Source organism: Hydrogenimonas sp., from assembly GCF_029933015.1.
Classification (GTDB): Bacteria; Campylobacterota; Campylobacteria; order Campylobacterales; family Hydrogenimonadaceae; genus Hydrogenimonas.
In genome coordinates this window covers 1-16,573 of the sequence record NZ_JAOZOZ010000009.1, presented here as the reverse complement: position 1 = coordinate 16,573, position 16,573 = coordinate 1, and the positions used below count along the sequence as shown (strand labels likewise).

Below are 16,573 nucleotides of genomic sequence, written 5' to 3'. Positions count from 1 at the left end.
CCCACCGGATAGATGTAGGAGAGGTTGGAGATCGCGTTGAGCAGGGATCTCTGGCTGATGCCGTAGGCCGCCACGGCATCGGCATCGATCTTCACCAGAATCTCCTCGTCGGAATCGCCGTAGATCTTCACTTCGGCGATCCCCTCCCTGTGCATGATGCGGCTCTTGACCTCCTTGGCCACGTCGATCAGATGTCTGCGATCCAGCGTCTTTGAGGAGAGGGAAAGAGAGAGCAGATCCCGTTTGCGGGTCAGCAGCGTGGCGACCGGTTCGACCATGTCGGCGGGAAGATACTGGCGGTTGGCCGCGATAGCGTCTTTGACCTTGCTCAGAACATCGATCGGATCGACGTCGTCGGTGAGTGTCAGGATGATATCAAAACGCCCGGGGACAATGATCGTCTCCGTCGTCTCGATCCCGCTGATTCCCTCGATGGCGTCCTCGATGTCCCGCACCGCCATCTTATCCAGAATCTTGGCGCTCGAGCCCGGATATCCGCCTCCCACGTCGATCATATCCAGCGTCACGTCGGGAAAGAGCTCTTTGGGAATCTCCCGGTAGGCGTTGATACCCGCGATCAGGACGAAGAGCAGCAGAACGTAGTTGAGCCGCCTGTTGTTGAGAAAATATTCGATCATTCGCATCCGATATCACGCTCCAGAGTAACTTCTTCGCATTGTAACAAAGTCGGCCATCGATTATCGACAGGCTCTTCGCTTCACCCGAACTTTCAAAGTTTTGTATAATGTATGATAGTGAAAGCAGAAAGGATCGTGCATGGAAATCGCTTCCCAGAACCCCTATCGGCATCTGACACGCTATCAGCGCCCCGTCACCATTCCTGAAAAACCGGATCCCATCACGATTCCCGAATATGAAAAACCCGAACTCTCTCCCGAAAACCGGCTGAAACTCCGTGAACGGATCGAAGAGTCGATCGACGAAAAAAAAGAGGAGCTTCAGGCTCAAAAGGATGCGTTGCGCGAACTGACGGTCGAATATATCGGTGTCCAGTCGAAAAAGACACAGTGGGAGATCTACATGAGTGTCACGACCGAAAGCGATATCGATACCGGTGGCGACGGCATCGAATTCATCGGGACGCTCAGAGATATCCGCAAACAGAACAATCTCGTCAAGGCCTACGCCGCCTATCATGAAAAAGCCTCCGAGGCCTGAGAGGTGAAAACGCGTCTGCTGGAGCTCATCGCCGAGAAAACCACCCCCGAAAATGTCGGTCAAATGCAAGAGAGCGTCATGAACATGCTCTGCAACGAGAGTCAGCCGATGCCGCTTTCGGAAGAGACGATATGCCGGACGCTGGAGATGGATGGAGAGTTTTTCGTTCTGAAAATGTGCTACGAGGATTTCGAGAAGGAGCTGAAAGAGGGAAAGATCAAGCGCAAAATCTCCCAGTCTCTGAGTATCGTCGCCTCCTACGAAGACGCCGGAGACTCTCTCGAGGAGATCGAAACCTTCGTCAAATATATCCACGACCTGAGTGAAGAGTCCCAGAATGTCGTTTTCGGTATCCGCAGGGTCGAACGACTTTCCGAATATCCCGTGACGATACTCTTTGGCGGGATCCTGCCGATCAATCAGCTGCGCATGTCCATCGGAGAAGAGGTCGACAGCCTCATCAGATCCGATCCCGGCTATTTTCTCCCGCGATTCAAAAAGGTGCGCAGCGATCTTTCCGAAGCGATCGGCTTTCCGATTCTTCCCCTTTTTCCCAGAGTCGACCCCTCGCTTCCGCCCCATCGGGTAAAACTCGTCGATCCTCTGGAAAATCGTCTCGTCAGCGAATTCGAAGTTCCCCCGCATGTGGAGAAGGAGGGGATAAACATCTATCTTCTCAAACTTTTCCATATCTACAGAGAGCTCGCCACTCGAATGAAAAAGCAGTTCGCCGAAACGGTCTGAGACGGCAGCGCCAAAATCCGCTATAATCGCCCCATGAATCGATATCTGGAACTCGGAGCCGTCAACCGGCTCGAAATCGTACGATCGACCGATTACGGTCTGGTTCTCTCTTCGAAAGAGGGCAAAGAGGTGCTGCTTCCCAAACGCTACGTCACCGAAGAGATGGCCATAGAAGAAGTGATCGACGTCTTTGTCTATACCGACAGCGAAGACCGCCTCGTCGCCACGACGGAGCGCCCGGTGGCGATGCTGGGGGAAGCGGCCGTGATGGAGGTGGTCGACGTGACCTCCCAGGGGGCCTTCGTCGACTGGGGCCTTCCCAAGGACCTCTTCGTTCCGAAGATGTTTCAGCGCGAACCGATGAAAAAAGGGGAACGCCACATCGTCCTCGTCGATTATGACGAAAGGACCCACCGTCTCGTCGGCACACAGAAGATCGACAGAAAACTGGCGAAGGCTTCGAAAAAGAGCCTCAAAAGAAACCAGGAGGTAGAGCTGCTGATCTACGGCAGAACGGATCTGGGGTACAAGGCCGTCGTCGAGAAGCGGTACGACGGGCTCGTCTTCCACTCCGAAGTCTTCGAACCTATCGAAGTGGGAGAGACGAAGAGAGGCTACGTCAAACAGATCAGAGACGACGGCAAGATCGACCTGCTCCTGCGCCCCATCGGCAAGAAGAGCGACGACCTGGCGGCACAGAAAGTGCTGGACTACCTCGAAAGCCACAAAGGGATGATGCCTCTGAACTACAAGAGCGATCCCGAACGGATCAAGGAGCTTCTGGGGCTGAGCCGGAAGAACTTCAAACGGGCCCTGACGAAGCTGATCGAAAGCGGGAAGGTCGAGGTAAAAGAGAACGGCACATTTTTGAGAATGAAAAATGAAAAGTGAATAATGAAAAATTGAGGAGACGGCTACGCCGCTTCCATTGATGAGAAAAGAACATGGCACAACCGGAAAAAAACTCAACACTCAACACTCAACACTCAAAACTCAAAACAGGCATCTCCGTCGATCTGCACAACCACACGACCCGCTGCAACCACGCGGAGGGGTCGATCGACGACTATGTCCAAAAGGCGATCGACGAGAAGATCGACATTTTCGGTTTCTCCGACCATGCGCCGATGGATTTCGATCCGCGCTACCGGATGGGGTTCGAGGAGATGGAAGCCTACGAAGCGGATGTAAGAAGAGCGGCGGCGAAATATGCCGGCACCATCGATATCCGTCTGGGCTACGAAGTCGACTGGCTGCCGGGTCACATGGACGAGAGGGTTCTGAAGGCGAAGGTCGACTATCTGATCGGATCGGTCCACTTCATCGACAAGTGGGGGTTCGACAATCCCGAATTCATCGGAAAGTACGAGGGGGCCGACATCGACGGTATCTGGCAGGACTACTTCGACCTGGTGGAAGCGATGGCGAAGGAGGGGCGGTTCGATATCGTCGGGCACCTTGATCTGATCAAGGTTTTCAAATACGTCCCAAAAACCGACGTCCGCCTGATCGCCGAAAAGGCGATGGACGCCATCAAAAAGGCGGACATGGTCATCGAACTCAACGCCGCCGGATACCGCAAGCCGATCGGCGAACCCTATCCCGGCAGGGAGCTGCTGATCATGGCCTACGAACGCGACATCCCGATCACTTTCGGCTCCGACGCCCACAAACCGGAACAGGTCGGATACAAAAAAGAGGAGCTTCACGCCCTCGCCCGCTCCGTCGGATACACCAAAGCGGCCCACTTCAAAGGGCGCGACAGAGCTTTCGTCCGATTCTAGGGTCGGTAGTGTCCGAAAAAGAGGTCGAAAAGCAGGAGGAATGAGTAGTTGGGGCGGTAGTCATGCTCCTTGTGGAAGTTGACGGAGGGGATCGCCTCCACATAGAGCCACTTTCTCCAGACGCTCCGCCGATAACCGAAAGCGGTCGTGTAGTTATAGATGCCCGAATACTCTTTCGTCTCTTCCGAACCGTCGGGCGTATATTCATACCTGGTGTGGCCCGAAAAGGACTGCGCGACACGGAAACCGCTGCGGTCCGACAGATTTCTGCTGCAGCTGAGAGAGATGCCGTAGGGCATTCCTTTTTTGTGCGCACGTGTCCCACGGCTCAACCGGATCCTGAAAAGCGTATCCTCCCAGGGCTCGGTGTCGAAGTAGAGCTCGGTCTTTTCGGAGAGATCGTACTTTTCCGAATACTGGATCGTCTGTACCGGCTCTATCACCCAGTCTCCGGGTTCGAACGCGATGCTGTATCTTCCCCGCACATAGGGATGCAGGCCGCTGAGTCCCAGAGAGTATTTCGAACGGATCCCGTAAGCCTTCGGCGCGAAATAGTTGATGCCGATTTTCGGTGCACTCTCGTCGTCCGTCTTCTTCACGAGATTCTCCGCATTCTCCTCGTTGAGATCCTCGATAAACAACTTAAGTCTTTTTCTGGTTTTTGAAAGAGGCAGATGAACCCTGACATTGATGTTGGTTTCGTCCGATTCCAGAGATCTCACAGAGGTATCCAGACGAAACCGGATGTAGGCCCGAGAGGTTTCGTTGAGATATTTGCGGGTCTGGAAAAAGGCGTCGCTCTTCTCACGCTCCCTCTCCAGCTCCGTCTCACTCGCGGCCTGCGCTTTGTTCGTTTCCTCCCCGCCCAGCCACTCGTACAGTGTCCGGTCGATCGATTCCGACCACTCCACCACCTCTTCGGAGATCGATTCGTGATACTCGTCTACCCAGGTATCGTTCGATTCCTCTTGTATTTCGCCGCATGTTCCCTTCGTCAGAAACGCAAGAAGCAGCGATAAAGCCCACAACCATTTATTCATACATCGATTGTAACAGGTTTGAGTTCAAACTTCGCTTGGAGTGAACAGGTGGTTTTGACTGCCTATTTTTTAATCAACTCTTTCACCTGTCTGTTACATTTTTTTTGTTACAATACCCGATATTTCAATTTTCCAAGGAGAGAAAATGGGCAAGTTTGTCAACAATATCGACGAGTTCTACCGCTTCTGCGAGCAGAACGACGTCAAATTCGTCGACCTGCGTTTCACGGATATCAAGGGAGCTTGGCACCACCTTAGCTACCTTCTGAGCGCACTCGACAAGGATATGCTGCAAAACGGTCTTCCTTTCGACGGAAGCTCCATCGAAGCGTGGCAGCCGATCAACAAATCGGACATGATCCTCAAGCCGGATATCGAAACGGCCTTCCTCGATCCTTTCACCGCCGATCCGACCATCATCGTCTTCTGTGACGTCTTCGATATCTACAAAGGCGAACTCTACGAAAAATGCCCCCGCTCCATCGCGAAAAAGGCGCTCAAATACCTGGAGGAGAGCGGTGTCGGCGACATCGCCTTCTTCGGACCCGAAAACGAATTCTTCATTTTCGACGACGTCCAGATCAAAGACGAAATCAACGAATCCTTCTACCGTGTCGACAGCGAAGAGGGCGAGTGGAACGATCCGAGCCGCAACGACGACTTCGGCAACATCGGACACCGCCCCCGCACCAAGGGCGGCTACTTCCCCGTCGCTCCGACCGACAGCATGGTCGATCTGCGCGCGGAGATGATGCAGGTCCTCGAAGAGGTCGGCCTCGAAGTGATACTCGGACACCACGAAGTCGCCCAGGCCCAGGGTGAAATCGGCGTCAAATTCGGCACCCTCATCGAAGCGGCCGACAACGTCCAGAAATACAAGTACGTCGTCCGCATGGTCGCCCACCTCAACGGCAAGACGGCCACATTCATGCCCAAACCTCTCTTCGGCGACAACGGAAACGGTATGCATGTCCACCAGTCCATCTGGAAAGATGGCAAGAACCTCTTCTACAAAGAGGGTGAATACGGTAACCTCAGCGATACGGCGCGTCATTACATGGGCGGCATCCTCAAACACGCCCAGGCGGTAGCGGCCTTCACCAACGCCACCACCAACAGCTACAAGCGCCTGATCCCAGGCTTCGAAGCGCCGAGCATCCTGACCTACTCCAGCCAGAACCGCTCCGCTTCGATCCGTATCCCCTATGGTGCCGGTGAAATGGCGACCCGGATCGAGACACGTTTCCCCGACAGTTCCGCCTGCCCCTACCTCGCCTTCACGGCACTCCTGATGGCCGGCATCGACGGCATCAAGAACCAGTACGAGCCGGTCGGACCGATGGATATCGACCTCTTCGAACTGACACTCGACGAGATCCGCGAGCAGGGTATCCAGCAGATGCCCCATACGCTGCGCGAAGCGATCGAAGCGCTGCTGGTGGACAACGACTTCCTGAAACCGGTGCTCACCGACGATTTCATCGAGTCCTACAAAAACTACAAATTCGAAACGCAGATCTGGCCCGACGAAGCGCGCCCGACCGCTTTCGAATTCAAAACGACCTACTCCTGCTGATACCGCACCGCGCCTTTTGGGCGCGGTCTTTCGATTTATCTTCATTAATCTTCCGTTGACGCGGAATTGATACACACTCTCTATAATTATCTTCTCTGCCGGCCATCCTGAATATATAGGAGTTTTTCAGATGTTATTGCGAATATCCGCCCTCTTTTTCACTATCGTTTTGACGATAGGCGCAGCCATGCAACAGGCAAAACAGAATGAAGAGAATTTGACGAAAAAAGAGAGCGAAAAGATATTCCTTCCAAAATAGCGTATAATATATTATAAGGTTTAAGGTTTTTTCATTCCGAAAGCGCAGAGGAAAAGGGTGCCGGCGGAGAAAACGGAGGCGACGATCAGGGGAGCGAAGCAGGAAAGGTGCAGACGATGATAAATGTATTGATGATTGAAGACGATGTCGATATCAGTTCCCTTTTGACGAAATTTCTGTCGCAGTACGGCATGAAAGTCCAAAGTGTCGAGACACCGAAGGCGGCGCTGAACGCACTGCAACTCGACCACTACGATCTGATCATTCTCGATCTGACACTGCCCCAGATGGACGGTCTGGAACTTTGCAAACTGATCCGCAAAGACTACGACATTCCCATCATCATCTCCAGTGCCCGAAGCGACCTGACCGACAAGATCATCGGCCTCGAATACGGCGCCGACGACTACCTTCCCAAACCCTACGAGCCCAGAGAGCTGGTGGCGCGCATCCAGACCGTACTGCGTCGCTATCGCCCCACGCTCCAGACCGAAAGCAGCGATTTTAAACTGGACGAAGGGAAGATGCAGATCTACTTCAAAGGCGAAAAGCTCGACCTCACGACGGCCGAATACGAGATACTGCGCCTCTTCCTGCTCAATCCGGGCACCGTGTTGACCAGAGACTATCTGGCCAACAACGCCGAATCGATCTCCTGGGAGAGCAGTGAGCGCACGATCGACGTGATCATCAGCCGTATCCGAAACAAGCTCGGCGACAATCCCAAACAACCCCGCTACATCCATTCGATCCGCGGAGCGGGATACAAATTCACGCCGTGAACCGACACTCGCTCTTTTTCAAACTCAACCTTTTCTTCCTCTTCACCGTCACGGCGCTGATCGCCTTTTTCGTCATGACGATCCGCGAATTCGAAGCCCAGGAGCTGCATCTGATCGAAAAAAAGGTGCTCCACGACGAAGCGGAGATCCGGAAAATCATCCTCGAGGAGGTGAGCGATCCGGAAAAACGGTTCAGGGCCAAAGGGTACAAGCTCATCGAATATCCCGAGATGATCAAACCGCAACTCAAACAGATTTTCAAACATCCGCCCGGCTCCTTTCCTCTCATCGTATCGGAACGGATTCTCGACGGACGGCTCAAAATCTACCGTGACAGCGACAATCTCTATTTCGAGCTGGTCGGACCCAACCACTCCACGATGATCGCCTCGCCGATGGATGTCTACCGACCCAAATGGATCCCCCTGCTTTTCGGCAGTATGATGGCGATTCTGATCCTCCTCTACTGGACGATGCTCAGAAGCCTCAAGCCCCTCAAGACGTTGGCGGAGCAGATACGACGCTTCGGCGAGGGGAACATGAACATCTCGACGAAATCGGAGAAAAAGGACGAAATCGCCTTCGTCGCCAACCAGTTCGACGCGGCGGCCAGAAAGATCAGAGCGATGAAAGAGGCGCGGACCCTCTTCATGCGCAACATCATGCACGAGCTCAAGACCCCGATCACAAAGGGCAAGCTTTCGGTGGCGCTGATGGAAAAGAGTGACGAGGAGCAGGTGCTAAGACGCGCCTTCGAGAGGATGGAGCAGCTGATTCAGGAGATGGCGGAGGTGGAGATGATCACCTCCCAGTCGCTTGATCTGGAGTTTGGCACCTGCGATCTCAAAACGATGGTCAACGACGTTTCGACCCTGCTCTTCATAGAAAACGACCGACGCATCAAATTCGTCTGCCATCCGTGCAAAGTGGAAGCCGACTGCAAACTTCTGACGATCGTCATCAAGAATCTGATCGACAACGGCCTGAAGTATTCATCCGACAACTCCGTCGACATCTGCTGCAAAGACGGTACGATCGAGGTGATCAACGACGGAGAGCCGCTGCCAAAAAGTTTCGAGGAGATCATCGAACCCTTCGCCAAAGGGGAGCCCAACCACGAAGAGAGTTTCGGACTGGGCCTTTATATCGTCAAGTCGATTCTCGACGCCCACGGCGCCGAACTTTCGTACCGATACGAAAACGGTCGCCACATCTTCTCCATCACGGGACTCAAACCCGTGAGGTAGCTTAAATCGCCTTGGCGATCAGACGGTTCAGCCGGGCGTTGAAATCGGCGATATCCTCCACTTCGATGCCGGCGGCCATCTTCGCCTCGTCCAGCACCACATGGGCGATATCCCGGGTCGCCGCCTCGTCGTTTTTCTCCAGCAGTTTCCTGAAGATCTCGTGGTCGGGATTGATCTCCAGGATCGGCTTGGGCGTGGGCACCTCCTGGCCCATCTGGCGCAGGATCTGCTGCATCGCGATATCGGGATCGTTCTTGTCGAAGACGACGACGGCGGGCGACTCTTTGAGCCGGGCCGTCAGACGGATATCCTTGACGCTCTCGCCCAGCTCCGCCTTCATCGCCGCGAGGATCGGTGCGAACTTCTCCTTCACTTCGTCGCCCACTTCGCCCTCCTCCTCGACGTTGGCGATGTTCTCCAGCGGCGTGCCGTCGTACTCGGTCACCGTCGGCATGACGATCGCGTCGACCTCGTCGTCGAAAAGGAGCACTTCGATATCCTCCTCCTTGTACTTCTCCAGCAGCGGCGAGTGGCGCAGCAGATTTTCGTCCTCGCCCATGATATAGTAGATCTTCTCCTGCCCCTCTTTCATCGCCTCCTTGTACTCTTTGAGGGTGATGTAGCCGTCGCGTTTGCTCGATTTGAAGAGCATCAGCTCAAGCAGCGTCTCCCTGTTCTCGAAATCGGAGTAGATCCCCTCTTTCAGCGCCTTGCCCATCTCCTTGAAGAAGCCTTCGTAGGCTTCCCTGTCCTTTTCGAGCAGCTTTTTGAGCTCGCCCAGGATCTTCTTGACGCTCGCTTTCTTGATCTTGGCCAGGATGACGTTCTCCTGCAGAATCTCCCGGCTGACGTTGAGCGGCAGATCCTCGGCGTCGATGATGCCCCGTACGAAGCGCAGATAGGTAGGCAGCAGCTCACGCTCCTCGTCGGTGATGAATACCCGCTTGACGTAGAGCTTCACACCCGGCTGGTAGTCGACCCTGAAGAGGTCGATCGGCGCCTTTTTGGGCACGTAGAAGAGGGTGTAGTACTCCAGCGTACCCTCGGCCCGGGTATGCACCCACAGCAGCGGATCTTCGCTGTCGTGACTGATCTGCTTGTAGAACTCCTTGTAGTCCTCGTCGGAAAGCTCGCTCTTTGGCAGCCGCCACAGCGCCGAGGCTTTGTTGATCTGCTCCTCCTCGCCCTTTTCGTTGACCAGGTAGATCGGGAAGGGGATGTGGTTGGAGTACTTCTCGACGATGCTCTTGATCCGCCACTCGCTGGCGAACTCTTCGGCGTCGTCACGCAGATGGAGCGTGATTTCTGTACCGTATTTCTCCTTCTGCGCCTCTTCGATCTCGTAGGAGCCGTCCCCTTCGCTGACCCACTTCCACGCCTTCTCCTCCAGCGGCTTGCGGCTGAGCACCTCCACCTTCTTGGCCACCATGAAGGAGCTGTAGAAGCCGACCCCGAACTGGCCGATCAGATGGCTGTCTTTTTTGGCGTCGCCCGTGAGGCTCTCGATGAAGCTCTTGGTACCGCTCTTGGCGATGGTTCCCAGGTTCTCCACCATCTCTTCGTCGTTCATGCCGATACCCGTGTCGCTGACGGTCAGGGTCTTCTTCTCCTTGTCGAAGGAGATGACGATCTTGCTGGGCTCTTCGAGCTCCTTGTACCTCTCGTCGGTCAGTTTCAGATACTCCAGCTTGTCCAAAGCGTCGCTGGCGTTGGAGATGAGCTCTCTTAGAAAAATCTCTTTGTTGGAGTAGAGCGAGTGTACCATCAGATGAAGCAGCTGATTCACTTCGGTCTGGAATTCGTGTTTCGACATTGTCAAATCTCCTTGATAAGTGATGAATTTGTCTGACAAAATTTTACTATCTTGATACAACTCATGTCAAGTTTTATTATTTGATTTATATTATGGCTTATCCTACCGGGATACGCCATCGCCCCTCAGTAATTCGTTTGGAATCCTTTGTTATGATGAGTCATACTTTGACAAACAGGATGAAGATGATGAGAGAACGATTGAAATTGCTGGCAGCTCTGCTGGCTGTGGTGACGCTCTTTTCGGGATTTTTCGGAGGAGACAAAAGCAAAGATGAGATTCAAAAAGCCCGGCAGGAGATCAAAAAGATGAGCCATGAAACCCTGCAGATGCTCTACAGATACGCACCCGAAGCCCGCAGCCAGCTCAAAAACGCCTACGGCTACGCCACCTTCTCGAATGTGGGGATCAACATCTTTCTCGTTTCGACGGAAAACGGTTCGGGGCTCGCCCACGACAACAAAACAGGGAAAGATATCTATATGAAAATGTTCTCTGGCGGTGTAGGTGTGGGACTGGGTGTCAAGGATTTTCGCATCGTCTTCATTTTCGACAACAAAAGAGTCTTCGACGATTTCGTCAACAGCGGGTGGGAAGCCAACGCCCAGGCCGACGCGGCGGCGAAAGCCGAAGACAAAGGCGATGCCGCATCGGTGGCCATCACCGTCGCACCCGGTGTACATCTCTACAAACTGACCAAAAACGGCCTCGCCCTCCAGGCGACGATCCAGGGCACCAAATACTGGAAGGACGACGAACTCAACTGATCCCCGCTTCATGGGGAGTGCCAGGCGTTGAAAGCTTAGAATTCAGCGAGTAGAAGGGCCGGCACCCGCCGGCCTCCATTCCCCATTCTCAATTCTCAACTCTCAATTCCCTCTCGTCCCGCAGGGCTGACGAACTGGTCGTTGAGCTTGCGGATGGCCGCCTTGGAGTAGTCCATGATATGCTCGAGCTTCTCTGCGGCACGCCTGCTCCACCCTTTGAGCCAGATCCGCAGAATCGGGCGGTACCATTTCGTGTTGTGTTCGATCGCTTTGGCGATCTTTTCGTCTTTGTCGATCCAGCGTTTCAGCTCCATTTTTGCGAAGAGTCTGCGATAGCGGAAATGGAGAAAGAGAATCGCCGCGATCGCCACGCCGTAGGCGGCCGCCACGGCCGTAGGCGACGATGGCAGCATACCCATCGTCAGCAGTGCCGACATCCCGCCCGCCAGCAGCACGACCGTCACGAGATCGGCCACCATGACCCGGCGTCCCCAGCGGTTGAGCGATTCCCTCAAAAGCGGCAGTTTGTCGTTCACGATCTCCTTGGCGAAATCCTCCAGCGCTTTGGAAATGCGGTAGGCCCGTTCGATCTTGACCCCCTGCATCCTTCCGAGAATCTTCGCCATGTCTTCGTCCCGCTTGCGCCTGAGCCGTTCGGCGACGCCTTCGTCGTCGATGGGATTCATCGCCTCCTCGTTGTAGATGGCGAAGAAGTTGCCCGAGATGAGCCCCTGCTGCGAGAGGGCCCGCTGCCACGCGCCGATGACGTCTTCGAGGTTGTCCTCCTTGGCCGTCGTGTCGATCTGGTTGAGGATGTAGAGGATCTTGTCGCTGTCGCGTTTGCCCATCGTGGCGCCCACGAGATGGTGCAGGGTGTCGCGCATCGCCCCGGGTTCGGGATGTCTGGCGTCGAAAAAGACCAGAACCAGATCGCTCATGCCGATGATATGGTCGGTGATACGCAGAATCGAATCACGCTGGGAGTCGGCGTCGAAACCGGGTGAGTCGATCAGTATTTCGCCCTTGATGGCGTCCGATTTGACCGTCTTGAGCTGGAGATAGAGGTTTACGCGGCTTCCCTCCCCCTTTTCGACCTTCTCCACCTCTTCGCTGATGTTGTAGAAGGGAAAGCGCGGATCGGCGTCGAGGGCGAGTCCCGGCAGGGTCATCGGTTTTTCGTTGTTTCCGTAGGTGATCACGGTGAATTTGTCGTCGACCGCCTGGTTGCCGCTCTCCTGGACTTTCACACCCAGATAGCTGTTGATGAAGGTCGATTTTCCGGCCGAGAAGGTTCCGAGAATCGAAATGAGCGGCCACCAGGAGATATTGGCCGTATAACTCTCTTCGGCATCCAGAAAGCCGAGAGAGTGGGCCACCTTGTCGAGCTGCTCGTACTGTTTGATGACATCCAGCAGAACGGGGTTCTCTTCGCTGAGATGCTGCTTGAGTTTTTTGTATCGCTCTTTCGTCGTCATTTTTTTCCTTTGTCTGTCAAAATATGATCTCCTCTTCGGAAGAGGGCGTCGCGTCGACGGAGGGCAGCGGGGAGCGCTCCGTATAGATAACATCCCGACCGTTGCGCTTCGCATGGAAAACACCTTCGGGCTCTTCGAATTTCCGTTTGTATTCCGGATGCCGTTTCGCCAGCTCCTGGTAGAAGACCCGGGCGACAGGCGCAGCGGTCCGTCCGCCCGTTTCGTGTTTGGGAAGGGGCGTATTGTCGTCGTTGCCGAACCATACGATCGTTTCGATGTCGGGCGTGAAGGAGCAGAACCAGGTATCGACGCTGTTGTTGGTCGTCCCCGTCTTGCCCGCGACATCCATCCCTTTGACCCTCGCATTGCGTCCAGTGCCCCGGCGCACCACATCCCTAAGTATATCAACCATCAGATAAGCCTGAGGTTTGGGATAGACCTCTTTGGCCACACTCTCGATATGCTCCAGCGTGCTTCCTCTCTCGTCGTAGAGATTCACCACCAGCCGCGGCTCGTGGAGGGTCCCCATGTCGGCGAACACCGTATAGAGCCTCGCCATCTGCAGCGGTGAGAGAGCGATGTTACCCAATGCGATGGAGAGGTTGTAGGGCAGATCCCTGATACCGAAGACTTCGAGCTTTTTATGCAGCGTCGTGATACCGATTTCGCTGGCCAGATTGATCGTGGCCAGGTTTCTGGAGTGCACCAGCGCCTCCCGCAGCGTGATCATCCCCTTGTAGTCTCTCTCGTAGTTTTTTGGCTGCCAGAGTCTGCTGGTGTTCCCTTCGTCGAAACGGTAGGTCCGGGCGATGTCGGGAATGCGGCTTTCAGGGTTGTACCCCAGATTCAGGGCCGTTTCGTAGATGAAAGGTTTGAAAGCCGAACCGGGCTGGCGTCTCGAGGAGATGGCGCGGTTGAAAGCGCTTTTTGCATACTCCACACCTCCCACCATCGCGAGAATGTCGCCGCTTCGTCCATCGATCACGACCATGGCGCCGTTGAAGGTTTCCGAGAGGTTCGCATCCTCTCCGTGGCGCTTCATATAGGCTTCGTAACCGAACTTCAGTGCATCCCGCGCCATCTCCTGATACTCCAGATCCAATGCCGTTTCGATCCTGTAGCCGCCCCGACGGATATCGGGATATTTCGGCGCCAGACGGTTGATCACGGCATCGACGATATAGGGGGCGCGGTTTTGTGTCAGAGTATCGTCGTAGACCTTCGGGGCCTCCTTGATCTCGCGCAGATAGGTCGCTTCGTCGATCCATCCCAGGGTTTTCATCCGCTCCAGGACGCGGTTGGCACGGGCCATCGCGTTGGCGTAGTGTCGGGTCGGATCGTAGGCGCTGGGCGCTTTGGGAAGACCCACGAGGATCGCGATCTCCTTGAGAGAGAGCTCGTCCAGATCCTTGTGAAAATACCCGAGTGCCGCCGTTCTGATGCCGTAGTAGCCGTGTCCGAAAAAGATGGCGTTGAGATACCTTTCGAGGATCTCCTCTTTCGTCAGCTCCTGCTCCAGCCGGATCGAAAGGAGCGCCTCCTTGATCTTCCGTTCGATCTTCTTCTCCCTCGTAAGCAGTGTCGATTTGACCAGCTGCTGGGTCAGGGTCGAGGCCCCCTCCACCATCTTCCGGGCTTTGATGTCCTTGATGACGGCCCGGAAAATCGCTTCCGGATTGACACCGTGATGCTCGAAAAAAAGCGTGTCCTCGATGGCCACCAGCGCTTCGATCACCCGTCCGGGGATCTCGTCGTAGGGGACGTAGAGGCGATGTTCCCTGTCGAAAACGTTGGCGATCAGTTCGCCGTTTCTGTCGAATATCTGTGTCGTCTTCGGCGGATTGTAGCGTACCAGCGGTTCGACCTCGTGGCCGATCTCGAAATAGAGCCAGACCAGATAGCCAAAGAGTGCGATACCCGCCAGAACACCCAGCCTGAAAAGAAATTTCACCAAAAATTTTATCAACGTCTAAACTCCCGATTTGCAAAATTGGCGGCGATCAACGCCTTGGTATAGTCCGACTGCGGCCTCTGCAGTACCGCATCCGTCGCGCCGCACTCCATCACTTTACCCTTCCGGATGACGGTGATCTCGCTGCAGAGCTTCGCCGCCGTGGCGATGTCGTGGGTGACAAAGAGCATCCTGAAACCCATCTCGGCCTGCAGCTTCAGCAGAAGCTCCACGACGACACCGCGCAGATGCGCATCCAGCGCCGTCGTCGGTTCGTCCAGCAGCAGGAGCTTCGGGCGGGAAGCCAGCGCCATCGCGATGACGACCCGCTGCAGCTGTCCGCCGGAGAGTTCCGGAGGGAACCGTTTCAGCAGTTCCCTCTCCAGCCCCACCTGCTCCATCATCTCCGGTGCCGCGTCCTCCGCCACGATCCACTGGTCTTCGATTTTCGTCAGTGGTGAGAGCGCCGTGAAGGGATTCTGGGGCACATAGGCCACCGTTTCGCCCCGTCTGATCGGAAAGTCGCTCTCGCACGCCATCTCGGCGGAAAAACCTTTCGGAAGCATTCCAAGCAGCGCCTTGAGGGTCAGACTCTTGCCGCTGCCGCTCTCTCCGACCAGCGCCAGGGAGCGCCGGATCGTAAAGGAGATATCCACGAAGGTCTCTTCCCGCGAAAGAATCCTGAGCCGACGGCAGCGGAATTCACCCATGTACCATCTCTTCGATCCGCTCGAACACCCTGCGGTAGTGTTTCGGCCGGTTGGCCAGGCGGAGGATCACCCTGAGTATCGGAGAGGGGACCGTCGGAGGCCGGATCGCCCCCACTTCGTACCCCTCTTCCCGCAGCCGGTCGCGGATACGCAGCGCCGTAGCGATGTCGGGCATCGGTATCGGCACGATCATCCCCTCCGGACGCTTTCCGAGCAGTTTCTCCGCCGTATCCCTCAGCCGTTCGATCCTGCGCCCGAGCTTTCTTCTTTTCGCCATGACGAAATCGAACCCCTCGTGGGCCAGGGCGATATCCAAAAGCGACGGCGCCGTGGCGTAGATCAGCGGTTTGGCGCGGTTGTGCAGAAAGCTTACGACTTCACGGCTGCCCAGAACGTAGGCCCCGTAGCTGCCGTACGCCTTTCCCAGGGTCCCCATCTTGATATGGTTGGGCCGCGGCACGATGCCGTAATGGTCGAAAACCCCCAGCAGATTGGGACCCACCGTCCCTCCGCTGTGGGCTTCGTCGACGATCAGCAGCGCGTCGAACCAGTCGGCGATATCGAAAAACTCCCGACGGACCATGTCCCCTTCCATCGAGTAGATCCCCTCCACCGCGATGATCCTGCGCCCCTTCACCGGCGTTTCGAAGAGCTTCGCCAGCAGATCATCGGGATCGTTGTGGGCGAAGGTCACGACACCCCCCTGCACCATTTTCGCCGCCGTCATCCCGCTGGCGTGGTAGCTCTCGTCGACAAAGAGCGCGTCTCCCCGGCGAACCAGCGCCTCGATCATGCCGAGATTGGCCAGAAAGCCGCTTCCGAAAACGGTGCCCGCCTCGAAACCGTTGGCGTCACAGAGCGCCTCTTCGAAATCGCGATGGATCGGATGGTAGCCTCCGACGAAAAGGGAGGATTTGGGCCCGTGCCAGGGGAATCTTTTCACCCTGCCGCACGCCTTTTTGAGAAGCTTCTTTCTGTGCGCCAGCCCCAGGTAGTCGTTGGAAGCCATGTCGATCGCTTCGGGATCGGCCATGATCGGCTCCCTGAAGCGGCCCGACCGTCTGAGTGCCTCCAGCTCTTTTTCATACATGGGCGCTGCCCTTTGGGCATTTGGATTCGCTTCGCGAATCGGCATTGGGCATTGGGCATTGGAGAGAAAAAGTTATCCCGATGCCGATGCGCGCCCACGCGCATCTCAATGCCCAATGCCCAATGCCCGACATCATTCTTCCAGCCACGGCAGCAG

The 16,573-nt window shown here is 55.5% G+C and carries 15 protein-coding genes; 8 read left to right on the top strand and 7 right to left on the bottom strand.

Going from position 1 to position 16,573, the window contains the following annotated elements; all coding sequences use genetic code 11:
* Window positions 1-644: efflux RND transporter permease subunit (locus Q1K23_RS01470; protein WP_300361519.1), on the bottom strand; the 644-nt coding region annotated here is incomplete at its 3' end.
* A gap of 133 nt (window positions 645-777) precedes the next feature.
* On the opposite strand from Q1K23_RS01470, the gene Q1K23_RS01465 reads away from it, so the two are divergent.
* The 4 genes from Q1K23_RS01465 (at window position 778) to Q1K23_RS01450 (ending at window position 3,707) form a co-directional block, all read left to right on the top strand.
* Window positions 778-1,179, top strand: a complete 402-nt coding sequence (locus tag Q1K23_RS01465) for a hypothetical protein (RefSeq protein WP_300361493.1) — start codon at window positions 778-780, stop codon at window positions 1,177-1,179.
* Window positions 1,180-1,182: 3 nt separating this feature from the next.
* Window positions 1,183-1,923, top strand: coding sequence for a hypothetical protein (locus Q1K23_RS01460; RefSeq protein WP_300361491.1), 741 nt, complete (start codon window positions 1,183-1,185; stop codon window positions 1,921-1,923).
* 33 nt (window positions 1,924-1,956) lie between these two features.
* Entirely contained in the window at window positions 1,957-2,814 is an 858-nt protein-coding gene (locus Q1K23_RS01455) for a S1-like domain-containing RNA-binding protein (RefSeq protein WP_300361489.1), read from the top strand.
* A gap of 113 nt (window positions 2,815-2,927) precedes the next feature.
* Window positions 2,928-3,707, top strand: coding sequence for a histidinol-phosphatase (locus Q1K23_RS01450; protein WP_300361516.1), 780 nt, complete (start codon window positions 2,928-2,930; stop codon window positions 3,705-3,707).
* On the opposite strand, the gene Q1K23_RS01445 is transcribed toward Q1K23_RS01450, so the two are convergent.
* Complete coding sequence (locus Q1K23_RS01445; RefSeq protein WP_300361486.1) at window positions 3,704-4,747, bottom strand: hypothetical protein; 1,044 nt, start codon at window positions 4,745-4,747, stop codon at window positions 3,704-3,706. The two genes, Q1K23_RS01450 and Q1K23_RS01445, sit on opposite strands and share 4 nt — an antisense overlap.
* A 145-nt stretch (window positions 4,748-4,892) precedes the next feature.
* Between Q1K23_RS01445 and glnA the strand changes: the two genes are divergently transcribed.
* From glnA to Q1K23_RS01430, 3 genes are all read left to right on the top strand, one after another.
* Window positions 4,893-6,323 (top strand): type I glutamate--ammonia ligase, encoded by a 1,431-nt coding sequence (gene glnA / locus Q1K23_RS01440; protein WP_300361484.1) that lies wholly within the window; start codon window positions 4,893-4,895, stop codon window positions 6,321-6,323.
* A gap of 375 nt (window positions 6,324-6,698) precedes the next feature.
* Entirely contained in the window at window positions 6,699-7,364 is a 666-nt protein-coding gene (locus Q1K23_RS01435) for a response regulator transcription factor (RefSeq protein WP_300361482.1), read from the top strand.
* Entirely contained in the window at window positions 7,361-8,611 is a 1,251-nt protein-coding gene (locus tag Q1K23_RS01430; RefSeq protein WP_300361480.1) for an ArsS family sensor histidine kinase, read from the top strand. Before Q1K23_RS01435 ends, Q1K23_RS01430 begins: the two co-directional genes overlap by 4 nt.
* Window position 8,612: 1 nt before the next feature.
* On the opposite strand, the gene htpG is transcribed toward Q1K23_RS01430, so the two are convergent.
* Window positions 8,613-10,424, bottom strand: coding sequence for a molecular chaperone HtpG (gene htpG / locus Q1K23_RS01425; protein WP_300361477.1), 1,812 nt, complete (start codon window positions 10,422-10,424; stop codon window positions 8,613-8,615).
* Between the two features lie 188 nt (window positions 10,425-10,612).
* Here htpG and Q1K23_RS01420 point away from each other — a divergent pair, with 188 nt between their 5' ends.
* Window positions 10,613-11,191 carry a hypothetical protein gene (locus Q1K23_RS01420; RefSeq protein WP_300361474.1) on the top strand — a complete coding sequence of 193 codons (579 nt, stop codon included), beginning with the start codon at window positions 10,613-10,615 and terminating at the stop codon, window positions 11,189-11,191.
* A gap of 95 nt (window positions 11,192-11,286) precedes the next feature.
* Here the strand turns inward: Q1K23_RS01420 and Q1K23_RS01415 are convergent, their stop codons facing one another.
* Genes Q1K23_RS01415 through Q1K23_RS01400 form a run of 4 tightly spaced genes read right to left on the bottom strand, consistent with a single transcriptional unit; the run spans window position 11,287 to window position 16,417 of the window.
* A complete protein-coding gene (locus tag Q1K23_RS01415) occupies window positions 11,287-12,666 on the bottom strand; it encodes a dynamin family protein (protein WP_300361472.1) in 1,380 nt (459 codons plus the stop codon).
* 16 nt (window positions 12,667-12,682) lie between these two features.
* Window positions 12,683-14,632: a PBP1A family penicillin-binding protein gene (locus Q1K23_RS01410; RefSeq protein WP_300361469.1), complete on the bottom strand. Its 1,950-nt coding sequence runs from the start codon at window positions 14,630-14,632 to the stop codon at window positions 12,683-12,685.
* Complete coding sequence (locus tag Q1K23_RS01405; protein WP_300361466.1) at window positions 14,629-15,327, bottom strand: ATP-binding cassette domain-containing protein; 699 nt, start codon at window positions 15,325-15,327, stop codon at window positions 14,629-14,631. The genes Q1K23_RS01410 and Q1K23_RS01405 overlap by 4 nt, the downstream gene beginning before the upstream one ends.
* Window positions 15,320-16,417, bottom strand: a complete 1,098-nt coding sequence (locus Q1K23_RS01400) for an aminotransferase class I/II-fold pyridoxal phosphate-dependent enzyme (RefSeq protein WP_300361463.1) — start codon at window positions 16,415-16,417, stop codon at window positions 15,320-15,322. The genes Q1K23_RS01405 and Q1K23_RS01400 overlap by 8 nt, the downstream gene beginning before the upstream one ends.
* Window positions 16,418-16,573 lie beyond the last annotated feature (156 nt).

Coding starts and splice junctions, on each gene's coding strand:
- Q1K23_RS01465 (WP_300361493.1), top strand. CDS start 778: ATGGAAATCGCTTCCCAGAACCCCTATCGGCATCTGACACGCTATCAG.
- Q1K23_RS01455 (WP_300361489.1), top strand. CDS start 1,957: ATGAATCGATATCTGGAACTCGGAGCCGTCAACCGGCTCGAAATCGTA.
- Q1K23_RS01445 (WP_300361486.1), bottom strand. CDS start 4,747: ATGAATAAATGGTTGTGGGCTTTATCGCTGCTTCTTGCGTTTCTGACG.
- glnA (WP_300361484.1), top strand. CDS start 4,893: ATGGGCAAGTTTGTCAACAATATCGACGAGTTCTACCGCTTCTGCGAG.
- Q1K23_RS01435 (WP_300361482.1), top strand. CDS start 6,699: ATGATAAATGTATTGATGATTGAAGACGATGTCGATATCAGTTCCCTT.
- htpG (WP_300361477.1), bottom strand. CDS start 10,424: ATGTCGAAACACGAATTCCAGACCGAAGTGAATCAGCTGCTTCATCTG.
- Q1K23_RS01420 (WP_300361474.1), top strand. CDS start 10,613: ATGAGAGAACGATTGAAATTGCTGGCAGCTCTGCTGGCTGTGGTGACG.
- Q1K23_RS01415 (WP_300361472.1), bottom strand. CDS start 12,666: ATGACGACGAAAGAGCGATACAAAAAACTCAAGCAGCATCTCAGCGAA.
- Q1K23_RS01405 (WP_300361466.1), bottom strand. CDS start 15,327: ATGGGTGAATTCCGCTGCCGTCGGCTCAGGATTCTTTCGCGGGAAGAG.
- Q1K23_RS01400 (WP_300361463.1), bottom strand. CDS start 16,417: ATGTATGAAAAAGAGCTGGAGGCACTCAGACGGTCGGGCCGCTTCAGG.